The sequence below is a fragment of the Robbsia betulipollinis genome, assembly GCF_026624755.1.
GTDB classification, from domain to species: Bacteria; Pseudomonadota; Gammaproteobacteria; order Burkholderiales; family Burkholderiaceae; genus Robbsia; species Robbsia betulipollinis.
Window position 1 is genome coordinate 883,860 of the sequence record NZ_JAPMXC010000001.1, and the last position, 21,214, is coordinate 905,073.

The 21,214-nt window shown below is 66.1% G+C and carries 14 protein-coding genes and 2 tRNA genes; 6 read left to right on the forward strand and 10 right to left on the reverse strand.

Annotated features, from left to right (window positions below; translation table 11 throughout):
* Window positions 1–94: 94 nt before the first annotated feature.
* Window positions 95–4,474, reverse strand: coding sequence for an ATP-dependent RNA helicase HrpA (gene hrpA / locus OVY01_RS03865; RefSeq protein ID WP_284700738.1), 4,380 nt, complete (start codon window positions 4,472–4,474; stop codon window positions 95–97).
* A 22-nt stretch (window positions 4,475–4,496) separates the two neighbouring features.
* Here hrpA and argA point away from each other — a divergent pair, with 22 nt between their 5' ends.
* Window positions 4,497–5,867 (forward strand): amino-acid N-acetyltransferase, encoded by a 1,371-nt coding sequence (gene argA / locus OVY01_RS03870; protein ID WP_267845779.1) that lies wholly within the window; start codon window positions 4,497–4,499, stop codon window positions 5,865–5,867.
* A 63-nt stretch (window positions 5,868–5,930) separates the two neighbouring features.
* Complete coding sequence (locus OVY01_RS03875) at window positions 5,931–6,209, forward strand: oxidative damage protection protein (RefSeq protein ID WP_267845781.1); 279 nt, start codon at window positions 5,931–5,933, stop codon at window positions 6,207–6,209.
* A 15-nt stretch (window positions 6,210–6,224) separates the two neighbouring features.
* Here the strand turns inward: OVY01_RS03875 and rpiA are convergent, their stop codons facing one another.
* From rpiA to rnr, 4 genes are all read right to left on the reverse strand, one after another.
* Window positions 6,225–6,914, reverse strand: coding sequence for a ribose-5-phosphate isomerase RpiA (gene rpiA, locus OVY01_RS03880; protein ID WP_267845783.1), 690 nt, complete (start codon window positions 6,912–6,914; stop codon window positions 6,225–6,227).
* Between the two features lie 85 nt (window positions 6,915–6,999).
* A complete protein-coding gene (locus OVY01_RS03885) occupies window positions 7,000–8,643 on the reverse strand; it encodes an HrpF/NolX family T3SS translocon protein (RefSeq protein WP_267845785.1) in 1,644 nt (547 codons plus the stop codon).
* A 172-nt stretch (window positions 8,644–8,815) separates the two neighbouring features.
* A complete protein-coding gene (gene rlmB / locus OVY01_RS03890; protein WP_267845787.1) occupies window positions 8,816–9,559 on the reverse strand; it encodes a 23S rRNA (guanosine(2251)-2'-O)-methyltransferase RlmB in 744 nt (247 codons plus the stop codon).
* Window positions 9,560–9,677: 118 nt separating this feature from the next.
* Window positions 9,678–12,179: a ribonuclease R gene (gene rnr / locus OVY01_RS03895; RefSeq protein ID WP_267845789.1), complete on the reverse strand. Its 2,502-nt coding sequence runs from the start codon at window positions 12,177–12,179 to the stop codon at window positions 9,678–9,680.
* A gap of 290 nt (window positions 12,180–12,469) precedes the next feature.
* On the opposite strand from rnr, the gene OVY01_RS03900 reads away from it, so the two are divergent.
* Window positions 12,470–12,554 (forward strand) — tRNA-Leu (locus tag OVY01_RS03900).
* Between the two features lie 104 nt (window positions 12,555–12,658).
* Window positions 12,659–12,743 (forward strand) — tRNA-Leu (locus tag OVY01_RS03905).
* 86 nt (window positions 12,744–12,829) lie between these two features.
* On the opposite strand, the gene OVY01_RS03910 is transcribed toward OVY01_RS03905, so the two are convergent.
* Window positions 12,830–14,260 (reverse strand): MFS transporter, encoded by a 1,431-nt coding sequence (locus tag OVY01_RS03910; RefSeq protein ID WP_267845791.1) that lies wholly within the window; start codon window positions 14,258–14,260, stop codon window positions 12,830–12,832.
* A 175-nt stretch (window positions 14,261–14,435) separates the two neighbouring features.
* Here OVY01_RS03910 and OVY01_RS03915 point away from each other — a divergent pair, with 175 nt between their 5' ends.
* Window positions 14,436–15,485 carry an aldo/keto reductase gene (locus OVY01_RS03915; RefSeq protein ID WP_267845792.1) on the forward strand — a complete coding sequence of 350 codons (1,050 nt, stop codon included), beginning with the start codon at window positions 14,436–14,438 and terminating at the stop codon, window positions 15,483–15,485.
* Between the two features lie 68 nt (window positions 15,486–15,553).
* On the opposite strand, the gene OVY01_RS03920 is transcribed toward OVY01_RS03915, so the two are convergent.
* Complete coding sequence (locus OVY01_RS03920; RefSeq protein ID WP_267845794.1) at window positions 15,554–16,492, reverse strand: 2-hydroxyacid dehydrogenase; 939 nt, start codon at window positions 16,490–16,492, stop codon at window positions 15,554–15,556.
* A 454-nt stretch (window positions 16,493–16,946) separates the two neighbouring features.
* Here OVY01_RS03920 and OVY01_RS03925 point away from each other — a divergent pair, with 454 nt between their 5' ends.
* Complete coding sequence (locus OVY01_RS03925; RefSeq protein WP_432422179.1) at window positions 16,947–17,534, forward strand: DUF2147 domain-containing protein; 588 nt, start codon at window positions 16,947–16,949, stop codon at window positions 17,532–17,534.
* A 52-nt stretch (window positions 17,535–17,586) separates the two neighbouring features.
* Here OVY01_RS03925 and OVY01_RS03930 read toward each other — a convergent pair whose 3' ends face one another.
* The 3 genes from OVY01_RS03930 to lpdA form a co-directional block, all read right to left on the reverse strand.
* Window positions 17,587–18,366, reverse strand: coding sequence for a transposase (locus OVY01_RS03930; RefSeq protein WP_267845796.1), 780 nt, complete (start codon window positions 18,364–18,366; stop codon window positions 17,587–17,589).
* A 189-nt stretch (window positions 18,367–18,555) separates the two neighbouring features.
* Complete coding sequence (gene zapE, locus OVY01_RS03935; protein ID WP_267845798.1) at window positions 18,556–19,653, reverse strand: cell division protein ZapE; 1,098 nt, start codon at window positions 19,651–19,653, stop codon at window positions 18,556–18,558.
* A 125-nt stretch (window positions 19,654–19,778) separates the two neighbouring features.
* The gene (lpdA, locus tag OVY01_RS03940; protein WP_267845800.1) at window positions 19,779–21,209 is read right to left on the reverse strand and encodes a dihydrolipoyl dehydrogenase; all 1,431 of its coding nucleotides are present in this window, start codon (window positions 21,207–21,209) and stop codon (window positions 19,779–19,781) included.
* Between the last annotated feature and the right edge of the window lie 5 nt (window positions 21,210–21,214).

Below are 21,214 nucleotides of genomic sequence, written 5' to 3' on the forward strand. Positions count from 1 at the left end.
ATTCCCTAGCAGAAGTGCCGTTATTGTAGAGCTTTTCAGGACGGGTGGAACGCCGCGCAACACATAGAGGGTGTTATGCACCCTTACAGGCCCGCTAGCGTTGCATCGACTCCCAGACCTTGTGCAGACGCTTGACGGAGACCGGCATCGGCGTCTTCAGTTCCTGCGCGAACAGCGATATGCGCAACTCCTCGAGCAGCCAGCGGAACTCGTCCAGACGGGGGTCCGCGCCCGCGCGCCACTGGCTCGCCACGCGCTGGTACTGCTGCTTGAGCGGCGTCAATTCCGCGCTCGCCCGCGCATCGCGTTGCGTGTCGGCCTTCAGCTTGACGATGCGCAATGCAATGCCCTTCAGATAACGCGGAAAATGCGCAAGCTGCGGGTACGGCGTGTCGGCGATGAAACGCTTGTGCACCAGCGCCTGCAACTGCTGCTGCATGTCGTCGTGCGCCGCGACGAAACTTTTCGCCTGCAGCAGTTTTTTCGAGACATCGGTGTATTCGGTCAGGATCGTGCCGACCAGGCGCGCGACCTCCTGCCCCAGCAGCGACAGCCTGCCGCGCCCCTCGTCGCGCCGCGCGGCGAAGCTCGCTTCGTCGTCCGGCAGCGGTTCGGCCAGACAGGCGCGATCGATCGTGCAGTCGATCACCTGCCGGCGCAGTTCCTCGAGCGTGCCCAGCGACATGAACTGCATCGCCATCTGCTGCAGGCCCGCCAGGTTCTTTTCGAGAAACTTCAGCGGCTCGCGCAGTTGCAGCGCGAACAGGCGGCGCAAGCCGGCGCGATGCGTCGGGGCCGCCTCCTGCGGCGAATCGAAGACCTGCACCTCGACATGCGTGCCGCGGTCGACCAGCGCGGGATAGCCGTACAGCGTGTTGCCGCCGCGACGGATCTCCAGCAACTCGGGCAGCTTGCCGAAGTTCCAGCTGGTCAGGTTTTCGTAGAGTGCCGCGTTCGCGCCAGCGCCCGACGTACCTACGCCCGACGTACCGGCGACTGGCACGGCCGCGCCTTTTTCGGTTCCGGTCCTTCGCGCCGACGACTGACCGGCGGTGCCTGGCGCGGTACCGCGCGCGCCCGCGGTACCGGCGTTCGGGCGCGTCTCCCGCGCGCCGCGACCGGGCAGCGCGACGGCGTTGCCCGGGTCCGCGGCGATCGCATCGGCGCCGTCCTCCTCGTCGCCGTCGCGTTGCACGCCCGCCAGCGCGATCTCCGCGAACAGCTGCTGCGCCTGCCCGCCGAACTCCACCCGCAGCTGCGCGAGGTTGCGCCCCATCGCCAGTTGCCGGCCGTGTTCGTCGATCACCTTGAAATTCATGAACAGGTGTGGCGCCAGCGTCTCGAGCTTGAAGTCGGTCGCGCGAACCTGTACCTGCTTCTGCTGGCGGACATCGCCCAGCAATGCATCGATCACGCCTTCGTTCAACGGTGCCCCGCTCGCCACCGATGGCGCGTAGACGCGCGCCGCGTGGCGCTCGACGAAGCCCGCGGCGTATTCCGGCAAAGGCACGCAATGGCGCCGCAGTTTCTGCGGCAGAGATTTCAGCAAGGCCTGCACCTTCTCCTTGAGCATGCCCGCGACCAGCCATTCGCACCGCACCGCGCTGACCTGGTTGAGCGCGAACAGCGGCACCGCGAGCGTGACGCCATCGCGTGGCGAACCGGGTTCGAAATGGTAGGCCAGCGCCATTTCGTGACCGGCGATGCGCACGCGCTTGGGAAACAGATCGGTCGTGATGCCGGCGGCTTCGTGACGCATCAGGTCGTCGCGCGACAGGTAGAGCAGGCGCGCGCCGCCAGGCGCCGCCGTCTCGCCCGCGGTCGGTCCGCGCGATGCCTGCCGATACCACTTCTCGAAATCGACCGTGGTGTACACGCCGGGCGGAATCTGCTGATCGTAGAAGGCGAAGATCAGTTCGTCGTCGACCAGTACGTCCTGGCGCCGCGATTTGTGCTCGAGCTGGGCGATCTCGGCCAGCAGCTTGCGGTTGTGCGCGAAAAACGGCAACCGGGTCTCGAATTCCCCCTCGACCAGCGCCGCGCGAATGAACAGCTCGCGCGCACGCGCCGGATCCTGACGGCCGAACTCGACGCGGCGGCGCTGGTAGATGGGCAGCCCGTACAGCGTCGCGCGCTCGAAGGCCACCACCTGCCCGGCCTTCTTCTCCCAATGCGGCTCGGCAAGCGATTTGCGCAGCAGGTGCGCACCCACCCGTTCGATCCACTCCGGCTCGATCTTCGCGACGCAGCGCGCGTATAACCGGGTGGTCTCGATCATTTCGGCGGCCATCACCCACTTGCCCGCCTTCTTGCCCAGCGTCGAGCCGGGCCACAGATGGAACTTGATCGCCCGCGCGCCGAGATAATGCGGTTCGTCCTCGGCCTTCATGCCGATATTGCCCAGCAGGCCGGCCAGCAGCGAGCCGTGCAGCTGTTCGTAGGTGGCATCCGTTTCCGCCAGGCGCCAGCCCTGCTCGCGCACCACGGTCATCAGTTGCGTGTGGACATCGCGCCACTCGCGCAACCGCAGATGCGAGAGGAAGTTCGCGCGGCAGCTGTCGACCAGCTGCCGATTGGTTTTCTTGTGCTCGACCGCCTCGGTGAACCACTTCCAGATATTCAGCCAGGCCATGAATTCCGAGCGCTCGTCGGCGAACTTCCTGTGCGCGGTATCGGCCGCTTCCTGCGCCTCCAGCGGCCGGTCGCGCGGATCCTGCACCGACAGCGCCGCGGCGATGATGAGCATTTCGCGCAAGGCGCCGTTGTCGCGCCCCGCCAGGATCATCCGGCCGACCCGTGGATCGAGCGGCAGCCGGGCGAGTTCGCGCCCGAGCGCGGTCAGCGCGTTGTCGTCGTCGACCGCGCCCAGTTCGGCGAGCAGCTGATAGCCATCGGCGATCGCGCGGCCCGGCGGCGGCTCCAGGAACGGAAATGCTTCGATATCGGAGAGCCGCAGCGATTTCATCCGCAGAATCACCGCTGCCAGCGACGAGCGCAGGATTTCCGGATCGGTGAAGCGCACGCGGGCGGTGAAATCCGTTTCCTCGTAGAGCCGGATGCAGATGCCGTCCGCCACCCGTCCGCAACGGCCCGCGCGCTGATTCGCGGCGGCCTGCGAGATCGGCTCGATCTGCAACTGCTCTACCTTGTTGCGATACGAATAGCGCTTGACGCGCGCCAGCCCGGTATCCACGACGTAACGGATCCCTGGCACCGTCAGCGAGGTCTCGGCGACGTTCGTCGCGAGGACGATGCGACGCGCGTTCGACGTGCGGAACACGCGTTCCTGCTCCGCGGCCGAGAGCCGGGCGAACAGCGGCAGAATCTCGGTATGGGGCGGATGGTGCTTGCGCAACGCTTCCGCCGTCTCGCGAATTTCGCGCTCTCCGGCCAGAAAGACGAGGACGTCGCCCGGACCCGTACGCGCCAGTTCGTCGACCGCGTCGACGATGCCGTCGATCATGTCGCGCTCGGACTGTCGCGCCCCGCCCCGGCCGCCGTCGCGTCCGCCCTGCTCGGCGCGACGCCGGGCGGCGGCCGCTCCCTCGGCCGGGCCGCCCGCGATACGGCCGCCAGGGCCGCCGCCGGGCTGCGCCGGCACGACATCCGCCTGCACCGGACGATAACGGACCTCGACCGGGTACAGGCGGCCGCTGACCTCGATCGACGGCGCCGGCACGATGTCGTCCGTCGCGTCCGTCGCGTCCGGCTGCGCCGGCGCCTTCTGCGCGTCGGCCCGCATGCCGGCGCTCACCCACACCGGCCGCGCGACGCCGAAGTGGCGGGCGAAACGCGCGGCGTCGATGGTCGCCGAGGTGACGATCAGCTTCAGGTCGGGGCGCCGGGGCAGCAACTGCTTGAGATAGCCCAGCAGGAAATCGATGTTCAGGCTGCGCTCGTGCGCCTCGTCGATGATCAGCGTGTCGTAGGCACGCAGCATCGGGTCGGACTGCGTCTCGGCCAGCAGGATGCCGTCGGTCATCAACTTGACCGACGCGCCGGGCGACAGGGTGTCGTTGAAACGCACCTTGTAGCCGACGATCTCCCCGGGCGGCGAACGCAGTTCGTCGGCGATGCGGCGCGCGGTCGCGGACGCCGCGATGCGGCGCGGCTGCGTGTGCCCGATCAGACCGGTACCGCCCGCGCCGCGCCCGCGTCCCAGCGCCAGGCAGATCTTCGGCAACTGCGTGGTCTTGCCGGAACCGGTCTCGCCGCTGACGATCACGACCTGATGCTGCTGGATCGCGCGGGCGATCTCCTCGCGCCGCGCGGAAACCGGCAGCGCCTCGGGAAACGTGATGACGCCCACGGGATTCGGCGGCACCACCGGGCGCGGTTCTGCGCGCGCCGGCTTCGCGGCGGACCGCCGCGGCAGGTTCGCGACGGCCCCCTCGGCGGACGTGGCGGGGGTGGCATTGCCCGTTTGCGCGGGGGGGTGTCGCTCGGGGCGAGAAGGTTTGGCAGCGTTCGGCATAGCAGCGCATTATAATCGCGCCATGAATTCGCAATCCGATCCCGTCATCGCCGCCGATGCAGCGGCCCAAGCAGCGGCGCACGCATCGTCGCAAGCCCAGTTCGTCGACTGGCTGCGCTCGGTCGCCCCCTATATCCACGCATTCCGCAACCAGACCTTCGTGGTCGCGTTCGGCGGCGAACTGGTCCACGAGGGGCGCCTGAACGCGCTCGTCCAGGACATCGCGCTGCTGCACGCGATGGGCATGCAGATCGTGCTGGTGCACGGCTCGCGGCCGCAGGTCGAGGACTCGATGCGGTTGCGCCACCTGGACTCGCAGTTCTCCGGCGGCATTCGCATCACCGACGCCCCGGCGCTCGAATCCGCGAAGGAAGCCGCCGGCGAAGTGCGGCTGGATATCGAGGCCGCGATCAGCCAGGGCCTGCCCAACACGCCGATGGCGCACGCGCACATCAGCATCGTGTCGGGCAATTTCGTGACGGCGCGGCCGGTGGGCATCGTCGATGGCGTCGATTTCCAGCACACCGGCATCGTGCGCAAGATCGACGCCGATTCGATCCGCCATTCGCTGAGCAACCGCAAGCTCGTGCTGCTCTCGCCGCTGGGCTTCTCGCCGACCGGCGAGGCGTTCAATCTGGCGATGGAAGACGTGGCTGCCGCCGCCGCGATCGCGCTGCGCGCGGACAAGCTGATCTTCATCACCGAGAACGAGGGCGTGAGCGCCGCGGACGGCAAGCTGCTGCGCGAACTCTCCTTCGACGATGCCCAGCGCCTGCGCGAGTCGGGCACGGTGGACGAGAACACGGATTTCTATCTGAAGCATGTCGTGCGCGCCTGCCGCAGCGGCGTGCCGCGTGCCTACCTGATCCCGTCCGCGCTCGACGGCTCGATCCTGCTGGAGCTGTTCACGCACGATGGCGTGGGCAGCATGATCGCCTACGAGAATCTGGAAAGCCTGCGCGAGGCCACGCCCGACGATGTCGGCAACATCATCCAGCTGATCGAGCCGCTCGAAACCGACGGCACGCTGGTACGCCGCGACCGGCATCAGCTCGAACGCGATATCGACCATTTCTCGGTGATCGAGCATGACGGCGTGCTGTTCGGCTGCGTCGCGCTCTATGCCTATCCGCAGGAACGCATCGGCGAGATGGCCTGCCTGACCGTTTCGCCCGAAGCGCAGGGATCGGGCGATGGCGAACGCCTGCTCAAACGCATCGAACAACGCGCCCGCGCGCGCGGCCTGAACCGCATCTTCGTGCTCACGACCCGTACCGAACACTGGTTCCTGAAACGCGGCTTCGTCAAGGCCAGCGTCGACGACCTGCCGGAAGACCGGCGCCGGCTGTACAACTGGCAGCGCAAGTCGCTGGTGCTGATCAAGCCGCTTTGAATCCGCGCAGGCGCCGCGCACGAGGTCGCGCCGCCTGCGTCTCACCCCCTGAAGGAGATTGACATGGCTCGCATCGTCCATTGCGCGAAGCTCGGCATCGACGCCGACGGACTCGACTTCCCGCCCGTTCCGGGCGAACTCGGCAAGCGCATTTATGAAAGCGTGTCGAAGCAGGCCTGGCAGGACTGGCTCAAGCAGCAGACCATGCTGATCAACGAGAACCGCCTGAACATGGCCGACACGCGTGCGCGCCAGTATCTGATGAAGCAGACCGAGAAATTCTTCTTCGGCGACGGCGCCGACGCGGTCAACGGTTTCGTGCCGCCGCCCAGCGCGAACTGAGCGGGCGCCCGCCGCTCAGCCGAAGCGAACCGTCTCGATGCCCGTGGCGGTCGCGAACAGCCCCATGTCCGCGCGTTGCAGCGCGAACACCCCCATCGTCAGCACCCCCGGCCAGGCGTTCACCTGCTGCTCGAATGCCAGCGGGTCGCCGACCGTCAGCCCGCGCACGTCCAGGATCTGATGACCGTTGTCGGTCACGAAGGCGGTGCCGTCAGGGTTTGCGCGCAGTGTCGGCATGCCGCCCAACGCCCGCACGCGGCGCTCGATCAACGCACGCGCCATCGGCACCACCTCGATGGGCAGCGGAAAACCGCCCAGCACCGGCACGCGCTTGGAGGCGTCGGCGATGCATACGAAGACATCGGCCAGCGATGCCAGGATTTTCTCGCGCGTCAGCGCTCCGCCGCCGCCCTTCACCATATTGCCCCGGGGATCGATCTCGTCGGCGCCGTCGACATAGACCGGGACCGACGTGACCGCGTTCGGATCGATGACGGTGAAGCCGTGATGTTCCAGGCGTTGCGTGGACGCGAGCGAACTCGATACCGCCCCCTGGAAGCGGTCGCGATGCGGCGCCATCGCGTCGATGAAGCAGTTGACGGTGCTGCCGGTACCCACGCCGAGCACGACGCCCGCGCCCGTGTGCGCCAGTACATACTCGACGGCCGCCTGGCCGACCTGCCGTTTCAATTCATCCTGGGTCATCGCGATGTTCGAGAAAGAAGGGAGCCGCTAGTGTAGCGAAAGAAGCCGGCTTTTCGGTTGAACACCGCGCTGGGCACGCGCGCGGTCAGCTCAACAGCGAGCTGGGCGACGGGCCATATTGCCCATATACCTGCCCGGCGACCTGTTCCGCGCCCGCCTTGGCGGCTTCCTTCGCCCGCTGCGCGGTGGTTTCCGCCGCTTCCACGCCTTCCTCGATACCCTTACCCACCGCCTTGCCGACACCCGGCGCGGTCAGCGAACTGACCGCCTGTTCGGCGACATCGATACCCATCTGCTTCGCGGCCGCCTTGACGTCGCCGCCGTCGAGCGCGGTGACGCCGATATTGGCCGCGCCGCTCACGGCTTCTGTACCCGCCGACGCCGCCGCGGCAAGCTGACTCAGACCGGGAATCTTCAAATCGGCCACCACGCTGAGCAACTGCGAGGCGATGTTCATGACCACCTTGACGATGCTCAGCAGCACCTTCGCGATCTTTTCGCCGATCACCTTCGCATTGCTCTTCGTCGTCCCGTCCTTATTGACGTACGGGTCGGTCGTCGTCGGCAAGCGGTGGTCGGTCGGCAGCGACGAATAGCCCTTCTCGCCGAAATCCTTCATGATGCCGGCCTCGGTGCCATGCCGCGCCTGTCCGCTCGAGGTGAAGCCGTCGATCTTGCCGTCCTCGGTCACATCGGTGGAACGCGCGGTGCCGTCAGAGGCCGCCGAGCTCTTGACGTAGTTGACGACCTCGCTCGCGCGATAGGCGGCATCCGCGCGTTGATCGGGCGTCAGCGACGGGTCGGTCCAGTCACCGCACTGCTTCTTGAGATTGCTCAGGATGCTCTCCTGATTTCCCATGTTCTTCAGCGTGGTGTTGCTGTTGACGATGTCCTCGGCGCTGCGGGTGTCGCCGCTCGGCCGGACATCCGTGCTGCTTGGCATCGTGGTGTCGCTGCCGGAATCCGTGCTGGTGTCGGTATCGGTGCTGGTGTCGGCGCTCGTGGCTGAGGTGGTGGTGCCCTGGGCGGCGAGGTTGGCATCAACGGCCGTGGTGAGGCTGCCGTCGGCGGCGAGACTATTGCTGACGGCGGTGTCGATGCTGGTGGCGGTGCTGTTGTCGGAGGCCGTGGTTCCGGTCGTCGTCGTCGGGTCGAGCGCATCCTTGCTCTCCACTGACGCGCTTTCGCTATACACGGAAGACTGGCTCGACGCCGTCGACACCGAATCGTCGCTCATGGTCGAATCAGTATCGCTGGAAGCGCTCGACGCCGTGTCGGACGTGGACACGCGCGACGATGTCGGCAAGAAGGTGGTGGAGACCGGTCTGAAGGAGATTCCCCCCGCCGCGATCGCGCCGCCGGCCAGGGCCGCGCCCCCGGCCAAGGCGCCGACCGTGATGGCGCTGCTGCTGCCGGCTGTCGTGCTGGCGTCGGGTCGGACGACCGTTCCCTCGCGCAGCGAGAGGCCTTGCGAATGACTCGTGCCGAGCGATTCACTGCCCGATGCCGCGCCCTGGGCAATGGTGGACAAGCCGACATGCCCGAGGCCATTGCTGGAGGACGCTTCGCCGCCCTGCGACAAACCCATGGGACGGGTGAAGGTGCCACCGTTCATCCATACATGAATCGCCTCGTTCTTCTCGTCCAGACCGGAGACATCGTCCGCGCTGTTTAGGCCCGACGAGGATGCGTCGGCGGATGAAATGCGGGGGTTCGAAACGACATCCATTGGGATTCTCCTGGATCGGCACTGGCGGAAGAAGGGCGCGTGGCGCGCGCCTGCGTTCGCTAGCACTCTAGATCCCCGCGCGCGCGACTCCCCTGCCGATAACGAAACAAGCCCCAAAAAACCGAAAATAGCGCAGCGCAGCGCGGCTCGCTGCGACCCGGGACGACCGTGCCTATTTCTTGGCGAGACGCTGCCGCACGGCCTCGAACAGGCACACCCCGGAAGCCACCGAGACATTCAGGCTCTCGACGCTGCCCAGCATCGGAATGTGCATGACCTCGTCGCACAGATCCCGCGTCAGGCGGCGCATGCCTTCGCCCTCGGCACCCATCACGATCGCGACCGGACCCTCCAGACGCGTCTCGTAGACGCTGGCCGTCGCGTCTCCGGACGTGCCGATGATCCAGACGCCGGCATCCTTCAACTCGCGCAGCGCGCGGCTGAGGTTCGTCACGGTGATATAGGGCATGGTTTCCGCCGCTCCGCTCGCGACCTTCGCCGCCGTGGCGTTCAAGCCGACCGCACGGTCGCGGGGCGCCACCACCGCATGCGCGCCGGCAGCATCCGCTACCCGCATGCAGGCACCCAGATTGTGCGGATCGGTCACGCCATCGAGCACCAGCAGCAAGGCGGGACCCTGCACGACATCCAGCAGTTCGGTCAGGGACTGCGCGAGTGGCACATCCGGCGCAAGCGCCACCACGCCCTGATGCTTGAGGTTGCTGGCCATGCCGTCGAGCCGCACGCCCTTCGCGGCGATCAGACGCACGCCCTGCTCCTTGGCGGTCGCCAGGAATTCCTTCATCCGGCGGTCCTGCCGATCCTGATCGTAGTACACCTCGACGACGGAGGCGGCATCGTGCCGCAAGCGCGCGGTGACCGCGTGAAAACCGTAGAGGATCTTGGATTGGGCCATGCTGGTGTCCTGCAAAAAAATAAAGACGCCCGCCGGCGTGAACCGGCAGGCGATAGATGACATCATGCGGCGCGGCTTCCGTGCCGCTTCAGCGTAGATCCGCGCAGATCAAAGCGACTCAGCGCTTGCGGCGCGAGCGCGAACGGCCGCCCGGTGGCGCATCGCCCGCAGGGCGCCCGCCGCCGTTACCGTTACCGTTGCTGCCACCGCCCTTGCGAGCCGCGCGCGCAGCCTTCACCTCGGGCGTGGGTGCGCTCGCGGCTTTCTTCGACGGCTTGCCGCCGGGCATGCCGGCCGGCCGCTCGGGGGTATCGGTGACCAGACGGAAATCCATCTTGCGTGCGTCCAGATCGACCCGGCCGACCTGGATGCGCACGCGATCGGTCAAGCCATAGCGCATGCCGGTGCGCTCGCCGCGCAGTTCGTTGCGAACCTCGTCGTATTCGAAGTAGTCGGTGCCCAGTTCGGAGACATGCACCATCCCTTCCACGAACAGCGAATCCAGCGTTACGAAGATGCCGAAGGACGCCACGCCGCTCACCGAGCCGCCGAACTCCTCGCCCAGCTTGTCCCGCATGAAATAGCACTTGAGCCAGGCCTCGACATCGCGCGAGGCCTCGTCGGCGCGCCGCTCGTTCGACGAGCAATGCAGGCCGAGCGCTTCCCAGATCGCCGTGCCGGCCGCCGCTTTCGTGCGCGTCGGCTTCTTCACGGCAACCGCCGCGCTCGCCGCGTTGGCGGCGTTCTTCGCCTCGGCGGCTTTCTGCGACTTGCGCATCTTCGACGACACCGCCGTGTTCAGCGTCACGCTGCCCGCGTCCGGTACGTACTTGCCGCCCGCGAGGATCGCCTTGATCGCGCGATGCGTGAGCAGATCGGGGTAGCGCCGGATTGGACTGGTGAAGTGCGCGTACGCCTCGTAGGCCAGGCCGAAGTGGCCCAGATTCTCCGGGCTGTAAACCGCCTGCTGCATCGAGCGCAGCAGCATCGTCTGCAGCATCGGCGCATCCGGCCGATCGCGAATCTGCTGCACCACCGCCGCGAAATCGCTCGCGTGCGGCGTGTCGCCGCCATTCAGCGTCAGGCCGACGCCGCGCAGGAAGGTGCGCAGGTTCTCCAGCTTGTCCGCGCTCGGGCCGGCATGCACCCGGTACAGGCCCGGATGCTTGTTGCGCTTGAGGAAATCGGCGGCGCAGACGTTCGCCGACAGCATGCATTCCTCGATCAGCTTGTGCGCATCGTTGCGGGTACGCGGCACGATCTGCTCGATCTTGCCCTGCGGATTGCAGACGATGTACGTTTCGGTCGTGTCGAAATCGATCGCGCCGCGCCGCTTGCGCGATTCGAGCAGCACGCGGTACACCGCATGAAGATCCTGCAGATGCGGCAGGATCGCCGCACGCTTCGCCGCTTCCGGACCCTTGGTGTTCGACAGCACGGCCGCGACTTCGTTGTACGTCAGGCGCGCGGCGGAATGGATCACCGCCGGATAGAACTGGTATGCCTTGACCTCGCCCTTCGCGGTGATCAGCATGTCGCAGGTCAGCACGCAGCGGTCCACCGCCGGGTTGAGCGAACACAGCCCGTTCGACAGTTTCTCCGGCAGCATCGGAATCACCCGGCGCGGGAAATACACCGAGGTGCTGCGCTCCAGCGCGTCGACATCGAGCGCCTCGCCCGGCTTCACGTAATGGGACACGTCGGCGATCGCGACCAGCAGGCGATAGCCGGTGGTGCGTCCGATCTTCACCGGCTCGCAGTACACCGCATCGTCGAAGTCGCGCGCGTCCTCGCCGTCGATCGTGACCAGCGGCACGTCGCGCAGGTCGACGCGCTGCTTCAGGTCCGCGGCGCGCACCTCGTCGGGCAGCCGCGAGGCCTGCGCCTGGGCCGCGTCGGAGAAGATGTGCGGCACGCCGTACTTGCGCACCGCGATCTCGATCTCCATGCCGGGATCGTCGATCTCGCCGAGCACCTCGACGACCTTGCCGACAGCCTGCGCGTGCCGGCTCGGATAATCCTGGATCTGGATGCTGACGACCTGTCCGACCTTCGCGCCATGCAGCGCGTTCGCCGGGATCAGCACGTCATGGCCGATGCGCTTGTCCTCCGGCGCAACCACATAGGCGCCGTTTTCCTGGATCAGGCGGCCGATCACGCGCGTCACCGCCCGCTCGGTGATCTCGACCACGTGTCCTTCGGGACGCCCGCGCCGGTCCTGCCCGGTGATGCGCGCCAGCACGCGGTCGCCGTGCATCACCTTCTGCATTTCCTGGTGCGACAGGAAGAGGTCGTCGGTCGCGTCGTCCGGAATCAGAAAGCCGAAGCCGTCGCGATGCCCCTGCACCCGGCCCGCGACGAAACTGTCCGCGTTCGCGAGCTGCACGATGCCGCGCGCGTCGATGCGCAACTGCGCGTCGCGCTCCATGGCGTTGAGCCGCTTGAAGAAGCCATCGCGCTCTTCCTGCTTGATCGACAACGCGTCGGCGACGGCGTCGCCGGTCAGGGGCTCGGTGGCGGTCCGCAAGGTTCCGAGGATTTCCTCGCGGCTGGGCACCGTATAGGCGAATTTGATGGCGGGCTTGTCGGTGCTTCTGTCCCGGGACTGTCGGCTTTTCACGCGGATGTGTCTTACCTGATCGAAAACGGGGAGGATGCGTGCGGTCGCGTGGGCAAGATCATCTTGCACCGTCACGGAATAACCGTCATGCGGCGGCACGTACTGGCTGAACATTCTAACACCAGCCTCGCCCCTGCCCCGATTCCTATCGTGCGACGACGGTAAAACCGCCGTGGATGCGCTGTCTATGCGGTCCCTCGGCCATGCACGCGAAATTATTTGACAGCGGTTCAAAGGTCTATATAATGGGCACCTCGTTGGATGCAGTCAGAAACAAGCGCAGCAAGTTGGCCCAGATGGCGGAATTGGTAGACGCGCACGGTTCAGGTCCGTGTGCCGCAAGGTGTGGAGGTTCGAGTCCTCTTCTGGGCACCAACGATGTTCCTGAAGCACCGATGATAGGATGTTTTACCGTCAAGCCCGCATCAGCGGGCTTTTCTGTTTAAAGTGTAGGGCCGACATTTTTCGGTTTTGCAAAAGCCCAGATGGCGGAATTGGTAGACGCGCACGGTTCAGGTCCGTGTGCCGCAAGGTGTGGAGGTTCGAGTCCTCTTCTGGGCACCAATTTCAAAAAAGGTCCGCGCATGCGGGCCTTTTTTTTCATCCGGTTTGGTTTTTGCCCGGAAAGGGCGCCTGCGCGCTCCACGCTCTCACCTTCCCTTCTCCTTCCCCTTCTCCCGCCGCTTCCCTTCCGAAATGCCCGCGCCCGCCTGCGGCGACAATTTCGCGAACATCGGCCAGGACACGGCGACCATCACGGCGACCGTCACGAACGCGCAGGCGAAATCGAGACGCTGCGCGTGCGCCTGTCCCGTGAGCCACATCGTGCACTGCATCGATCCCGCCGCCACCGCCACCCCGACCGCCTTCATCAGTTGCTGCGCCGTGCCCTGGAACGACGTCGCCGCCGACAATTGCGCTGGGGGAACATCGGCGAATGCCAGCGCGCCCATCGACGCGAAGCCCAGCGAGCGGCTCAGTCCGCCGAGCAGCAGGAGCGCGAAAATCGCGCTTTGCGGCCAGGATGCCGACAAGGTCGCACAGACCAGCAGCATCGCCGCAAACGAAAGGCTGCTCCCGATCAATACCGCCCGTACCGACCAATACCGCAACGCAAGGGACGTCATCGGTCGCATGCACAGGGACCCCAGCGAACTCGCAAGCGTGATCACGCCGCTGCGCCATGCGCTCAGCCCGAAGCCGAGTTGCAGCGTGAGCGGGACGAGAAACGGCAAGGCGCCCGCACCGGCGCGAAACAGGCTACCGGCGACGGTCGAGACGTGAAACGTGGGAATGCGCAGCAGCGAGAAATCGATCGCGGGATGCGCCGTGCGCCGGCAATGCCACACGGTCAGGCAAAAACACAGCAGGCCGGCGAGAATACAACACAGCGCCACGCCGAGTGGCAGCACGCCGCGCCCGAATGTCTCGATACCCACCATCAGGCTGGTCAGGGACACGCCGATCAGCGTCATGCCGATCAAATCCGGTGCCGGCGGGCGCGGCGCGGCGGTGTCAGGAATCAGTCGCCAGGCGAGCAGCAGCCCGACGGCGCCCACCGGCACATTGACCCAGAACACGCTTTGCCAGCCCAGGCTGTCGGTCAGAAAGCCGCCCAGCGGCGGCCCGAGCACCGGGCCGATCAGCGCCGGCATCGTCAGCCAGGTGGTGGCCGAGAGCAATTCCTCGCGCCGCACGCGGCGAAACAGGATCAGGCGCCCGACCGGCACCATCATCGCGCCGCCGATGCCCTGCACGATGCGCGCGGCGATCAGTTCTCCCATGCCGGTCGAGACGGCGCACAGAACCGAGGCCAGCGTGAAAGTGGCGATCGCGCACAGGAAGACCCGTTTCGCGCCGTAGCGGTCCGCCACCCAGCCGCTGACCGGAATGAAGACCGTCAACGCGATGAGATAGGAGGTGATCGCACTGCTCAGGCTTACCGCGCTGGTCTGCAGTTCGCGCGCCATGCTCGGCAACGCGGTCGCGACGATCGTCGCGTCGACGTTCTGCATGAACAGGGCGCTGGCGACCACCGCCGCCACCAGGCGGAATGCATGTTGTTCTTCGACAGTGTCCACGTTTCCCAGATTTCGGAAGTCAGGCCCCCGACATCATAACGTCGTTTCGGCGTCGGTTCCGCGTTTGCTTCCACATTCGGCCCCGCGTTCAGCCCGCCCGCAGCGGCATCGCGTCGGCCGCGCTATGCTGAAGGTTCCCCGCCGTTTTCCCCTCACCCTTCACGGAGCATCCCGAATGCGCTACAACAAACTTGGCCGTACCGGTCTTTTCGTTTCCGAGCTATGCCTGGGCACGATGACCTTCGGCGGCACCGACGGCATCTGGAAAAACATCGGCGACCTGCAGCAAGGCGATGCCGAGCGCCTGGTCGGCCGCGCGCTGGACGCCGGCATCAACTTCATCGACACCGCGGACGTGTACTCGGGGGGCGTTTCGGAAGAGATCACCGGACAGGCCCTGAAGAACCTGAAAATCCCGCGCGACGACGTGGTGGTGGCAACCAAGGTCTTCAGCGAAACCGGTAAGGGTCCGAACGCCCGCGGCAGCTCGCGTTTCCATATCATCGACGGCGTCAAGGCCAGCCTCAAACGGTTGCAGCTCGACCATGTCGACCTGTACCAATTGCATGGTTTCGACCCGGCGACGCCGATCGAGGAAACCCTCGGCGCGCTCGACACGCTTGTCAAGCATGGGCATGTGCGCTACATCGGCGTGTCGAACTGGGCTGCCTGGCAAATCGTCAAGGCGCTCGGTATATCCGAACGCCACGGTCTCGCCCGCTTCGAGAGTCTGCAGGCGTACTACACTCTCGCCGGGCGCGATCTGGAACGGGAACTGGTGCCGGCGCTGCAAAGCGAAGGCCTTGGCCTGATGGTCTGGAGTCCGCTGGCCGGCGGCCTGCTGAGCGGCAAGTACAGCCGCGAGCAGGAAGGCGAGGCCGGCAGCCGCCGCACGCTCTTCGATTTCCCGCCGGTGAACAAGGACCGCGCATACGACTGCATCGACGTGATGCGCGAAATCGCCGAAACGCACAAGGTCTCGGTCGCGCAGATCGCCCTTGCCTGGTTGCTGCACCAGCCGGTGGTGACCAGCGTGATCGTGGGCGCCAAGAAGATCGCGCAACTCGACGACAACATCGCCGCGTGCGACGTATCGCTGAGTGCCGAGGAACTCGAAAAGCTGGGCAAGGTCAGCGCGCTGCCGCCCGAGTACCCGGGCTGGATGTTCGAGCGTCAGGGCGAATACCGCCGCAAGCAGCTTGCCGGCGCACGTCACCCCGTCTGAGTCCGCTCCGAGGCCGTGCCCGAGGACGGACCATGGCCCGTCCCGCCGCCATCTCTCCCGCCGTCATCTCAGTAACCGCGTTCGCGCTCGTACAGGTGCGGAACCGGCATGCCGGCACGGTGCGCGGCGATGGCCGCCGCTGCCTGCCGTGCCTTCGCGCGGCGCGAAACTGCGGAGGCGACATGCGGAGTGACGATCACGTTCGGATGCCGCCATAGCGGATGGTTCGCGGGCAACGGCTCGACATCGAAGACGTCGAGCATCGCGCTGCCTACCTGCCCGGTGTCGAGCGCCGCGAGCAAGGCCGCCGGATCGAGCTGGCTGCCGCGCCCTGCGTTGACGATCGCCGCGCCGTGCGGCAGGCGCGCGAGCAGCGACGCGTCGACGATGCCGCGCGTTTCATCGGTATCGGGCAGGAGATTGACCAGAATCTGCGAACGGCTCAGGAACGCGTCGAATTCACCGCGCCCGACGTAGCACTGCACCCGATCCAGGGATTTCGGCGAGCGGGCCCATCCGATCACCTGGAAACCGCTCGCCGCCAGCCGCGTCGCCGACGCGCGCCCCAGTTCTCCCAAGCCCATGATGCCGACGGTCGTCTCGCTCGCCATGCGCCCGGTAAGGGACGCATCCCAGCGCTGCTCGCGTTGCGCCGCGACGATGCGGGGCAGATCGCGGCTCAATGCATAGGCGGCCATCGTGACGAAATCCGCCATACGCTCGCCCGTCTCGCCGGTGACCATCCGCACGATCGGCACGTGCCGGGGCACGGTCGCGTCGGCCAGGATATGGTCAACGCCCGCCGCGCTGCTCACGATCAACTCCAGATTCTGGAACTGCGCCAGACGGCCGGCATTCGGTTCCCACACCAGTGCATAGCGTACGCGATCGGGCGCGACCGTCGGGTCGTCCCAGCCGCGCACTACCAGATCGGGGGCAAGTTCGGCCAACAGCGATTGCCATTCGGGAATCGCCTCGGCACCGCCGGACTTGATCAGCAAAACCATTCCTGCACACTCCGTGAAAGCACCCAGCGAGCGGGCTGGCGACGGGTATTTCGACGCCCGCTGCGACGCCCGCCTCGCTCCCGGCGCTCGCTCGATGCCTGATCCTGCGGTCCAGCGCGCGTTCCGCTGGGCCCGCTTTTCGTTGATGGTCGTCCAGTCTACTGAATTCAAATATCACGTCAAATAGCGTGTCGCATCTTCGCGCTCACGGTGTTTTCTTCCCGACCCGACATCCCGACCCGACATTCGACGCGCGGCGCACGTGATCGCCGCTGGCGGCGCAGGTGGCCGCCCCCGACTGGGAATCGTCCCGATCGCCAGCCCCGGGCGCGCCAGGATCGACCCGCAGCCATGATTTGCCTTATCCTCCACGCTGGCGGGCCATCCGGATGCCGATATGCGACGCGTGTCCGCTCCCGCCCGGCCAAGCAACATTGCAAAGGAAAGACAAACGATGAAGAGGATGCACAGCGAATCCCGGCGGGTCCTGGCCCGGGGACGGCGTGCCGTACGCGGCGCGGTGATGGTGGCGCTATGTTGCACGGCGTCCGTTTTGATCGCCGGCACCGCGGCGCATGCCGCCGCCGACACGTCCGACCGCGGCGCGGCCGAGGGCGCAGCCAAGGACGCGGCCGACATGACCTCCCCCGTGGGCGTCTGGCGCACGATCGACGATCACACGCACGAGGCCAAGGCGCTTATCGAGATCACGCGCGACCCTTCCGGCGCGCTCACCGGCCACATCCTGACCGGTCTGGGCCGCAACCACCATCCCGACAAACGCTGTACGGCATGTACCGATGAACGCAAGGATCAACCGATGCAGGGTTTGACCATCATTCGCCATCTGCGGCAGAACGGCGATTTATGGGAAGGAGGCGAGATCCTCGATCCGGAAAACGGCAAGACCTACCATTGCCGCCTGCAACTCGCCGACCACGGCGAGCACCTGATCGTCCGCGGCTACCTGGGCGTCCCCCTGCTCGGCCGCTCGCAGACCTGGATTCGGGACACCGCGCCGGATCCGACCGCCAGGCGCTGACAACCGGCGGCCCCGACGGCTCCGACGGCTTCCTCTTCGCGCTTCCGTACCGTCAGGCTGCGCCTGCCAATTCCTGCGAACGCGCCCCGGCGGGCGCACGGGTCGCCTTGCGAACGCGGCCCTTCCCGGCGAGAGCGGTTCCCGTAGCCGTCGCGCTGCCGGGTTCCGCCGTGGCCACCGTCCGCCGCGTGGCGATTTTTCCGACGGCCGGACCACGCACGGCGGCTTTGCGGGCGAGCGCCTGGCGCGGCACCACGGCCTCGGCGGGTATCCGCCGGGCTGCAAGCGCCCGCGCATCATTCGCCGGTTTCGCGGAGGGACGTGTCGTGGGACCCGTCTGCTTAGCGGAGGGCGGCTTCGCCCCTTTCCGGCGGCTTCCGCGCCCGCCCGGTGCGGCCTGCCGACTGGAAGTCGAATCGGCCTTTATCGTCGATCTGGCCGCTTTGGTTGCTTTGGCCGCTTTGGTTGCTTTGGTTGCTTTGGCCGCCTTCAACACCAGACGCGCCCGTGTGCCACTACGGATGCGTGCAGCGACAACCTCGAGGAAGCTGTCCGCCGCGGTACCGAACAGGGTGTGGGCGATACGATGCAGCACACCGGCGTCGTACCAGGCCTTGAAGCTGCGGTGGCAGGTTTGATACGACGGGTAGCGGCGCGGCAGCGTCTGCCAGGACGCACCGCTGTACATCACCCAGATCGTCGCGTTGAGGCAATCCCGCCGACTCGTCATCGGGCGGCCTCGCGGATCCCGCGTCGGGTTGTACTTGAGCTCCGGGATCAGGGGTTCGACGCGTGCCCATTCTTCATCCGTCACCTGTCGGTAAGGTTGCATCACTTTCTCCTGCTGGCTGAACGATCCGGCCGGGGACGGGCAGCCACCGCGGCGGGTCGCCGTGGAGCCTTGCGGATCGTAAGGAGAAAGTTATCGGCGGCGCAACTATTTAGAAATAGGATACGTCGGAATTTCTAGATAATACGCAGGCAAACGTCCGCGCCCGCGCACAGGCGGGCGCGGGCTCTCTCAGGTCAGCGACGTATCGACCATTCTTCGTTCGGACTCCAGATATTCGCGCGACTGCATTTCGGTGATGCGCGAGACGGTCCGCGTAAACTCGTTCGCCATCGAGCCTTCCGGATAGAGCGCGTCCGCGGCGACCTCGGCCGACATGATCAGCTTGACCTTGTGATCGTAGAGAACGTCGATCAACCAGGTGAAACGCCGCGCTTCGGACGCCATGCGCGGCGACATCTGCGGCACGTCCGACAGAAAAATGGTATGAAAACGGCTGGCCAGTTCGAGATAATCGTTCTGCGAACGCGGGCCACCGCACAAGGTCGCGAAGTTGAACCAGACGACGCCGTCGGCCCGGCGCAGCGCGTGCAGCTCCCGCTTCTCGATATTCAGGATCGGGCTCTCGTCGGGCACGGCGGCCAGTTCGCGGAACGCCTGCCGCATCGACTCGTCGGCGGCCGCGCCGGTCGGTGTGTGATAGGCGACGACCTGCGACAGGGTACGGCGACGATAATCGATACCAGCGTCGACATTGAGCACGCTCAGATGCGTCTTGATCAGTTCGATCGCCGGCAGCAGCCGGTCGCGGTGCAGCCCGTCCGGATAGAGCGTGTCGGGCGCGTAGTTGGACGTCATCACGAACTGCACGCCATTGCGAAACAGCGGGTCGAGCAGACGGTACAACATCATCGCGTCGGCGATGTCGGAGACGTGGAATTCGTCGAAGCAGATCAGCCGGAAGCGCTTCGCGATGCGCACGGCAAGCTCCTCGAGCGGGTCCGCCCGCCCTTTGAGCCCTTCGAGTTCGCGGTGCACCTCGCGCATGAACTCGTGGAAGTGCAGACGCGTCTTGCGCGTGAGCGGCACGACCGAATAGAAGCTGTCCATCAGGAAGCTCTTGCCGCGTCCCACGCCGCCCCACATATAGACGCCCTTGGGCAAAGCCGGACGGCTCACCAGGCGCCGGAACACGTTGGCACGCTGCCCCTTGTACGTTACCCACTCGTCGTAACACTGCTGCAGCCGCGCCACCGCGGCACGCTGCGCGTCGTCGGACTGGTAGCCGCGCGTCGCTAGCTCTTTTTCGTAGTATTCGCTGACATTCATGCTGTAGGCCTCCGGCCTGCTTCGGCCTGCTTTTGCTTGCTTCCACTTGTCAAGCCCGAAAATGAAGAAGGCGACCCCGAAGGTCGCCTTTGCTTGTCACATGCGCAAGGGTTAAATGTACCGCATTACATGTTCAGCGCGCGCTTGTCGACCGCCAGCGCCGCCTCGCGCATCACCTCGGACAACGACGGGTGCGGATGGCAGATCCGGCCGATGTCTTCCGACGCCGCCTTGAACTCCATCGCCACCACCGCCTCGGCGATCAGGTCCGATGCGTTCGGACCGACGATGTGCACGCCGAGGATTTCGTCGGTCTTCGCGTCGGCGATGACCTTGACGAAACCGTCCGACGACCCGATCCCCAGCGCACGGCCATTGGCCATGAACGGGAACTGTCCGGCCTTGGTCTCGCGGCCCGCTTCCTTCAACTGCTGCTCGGTCTGACCGACCCAGGCGATTTCCGGCGAGGTGTAGATCACCCACGGAATGCAGTTGTAGTCGATATGCGGCTTTTGCCCGTCGATGATCTCGGCCACCAGCACGCCTTCGTCCTCGGCCTTGTGCGCGAGCATCGGCCCGCGCACCACGTCGCCGATCGCGTACAGATTCGGCAGCGTGGTGCGGCACGACGCGTCGACGTCGATGAAACCGCGCTCGTTCGGCGCGAGGCCGATGTTCTCGAGTCCCAGACCATCGGTGTTCGGCACGCGGCCCACCGAGACGATCAGACGATCCGCCTGCAGCGTCTGCGCCTGTCCATCCTTGTCGGTGTACTGGATCGACACGCCCGCGTCGCTGGCGCTGACCTCGCCGATCTTGGCGCCCACATGGATTTTCAGGCCCTGCTTCGTCAGCTGCTTCTGCGCTTCCTTCGCGACGGACGTGTCCACCGCGCCCAGGAAGGTCGGCAGCGCTTCGAGCACCGTGACGTCGGCACCCAGACGGCGCCACACCGAGCCCAGCTCCAGGCCGATCACGCCGGCCCCGATCACCGCGAGCTTCTGCGGCACCGAGTCGAAGGCCAGCGCGCCTTCGTTGTCGGACACGATCCGGTTGTCCACCGGCAGGTTCGGCAGATGCCGTGCCTTCGAGCCGGTCGCGATGATCACGCTACGTCCCGTGACGGTCTGCGCCTCGCCCTCGCCACTGACCTGGATCTGATAGCCCGCGTCGCTTTTCGAGACGAAACCGCCCTGCCCCTTGAGCCAGGTGATCTTGTTCTTGCGGAACAGGAACTCGATGCCCTTGGTCATCTTCGAGACGATGCCGTCCTTGCGCGCCTGGAGCTTCGCCAGATCCAGCGCCACGCCCGACACATTGATGCCGTGGTCGGCCAGGTGATGCTGGACCTTTTCGTACTCCTCCGACGAGGCCAGCAAGGCCTTCGACGGAATGCAGCCGACGTTCAGGCAGGTGCCGCCGAGCTTCATCTCGCCCTGCGGATTCTTCCATTTCTCGATGCAGGCAACCGACTTGCCGAGTTGCGCCGCACGAATCGCGGCGATGTAGCCGCCGGGACCGCCGCCGATGACGACGACGTCAAATTCTTGTGACATGAACG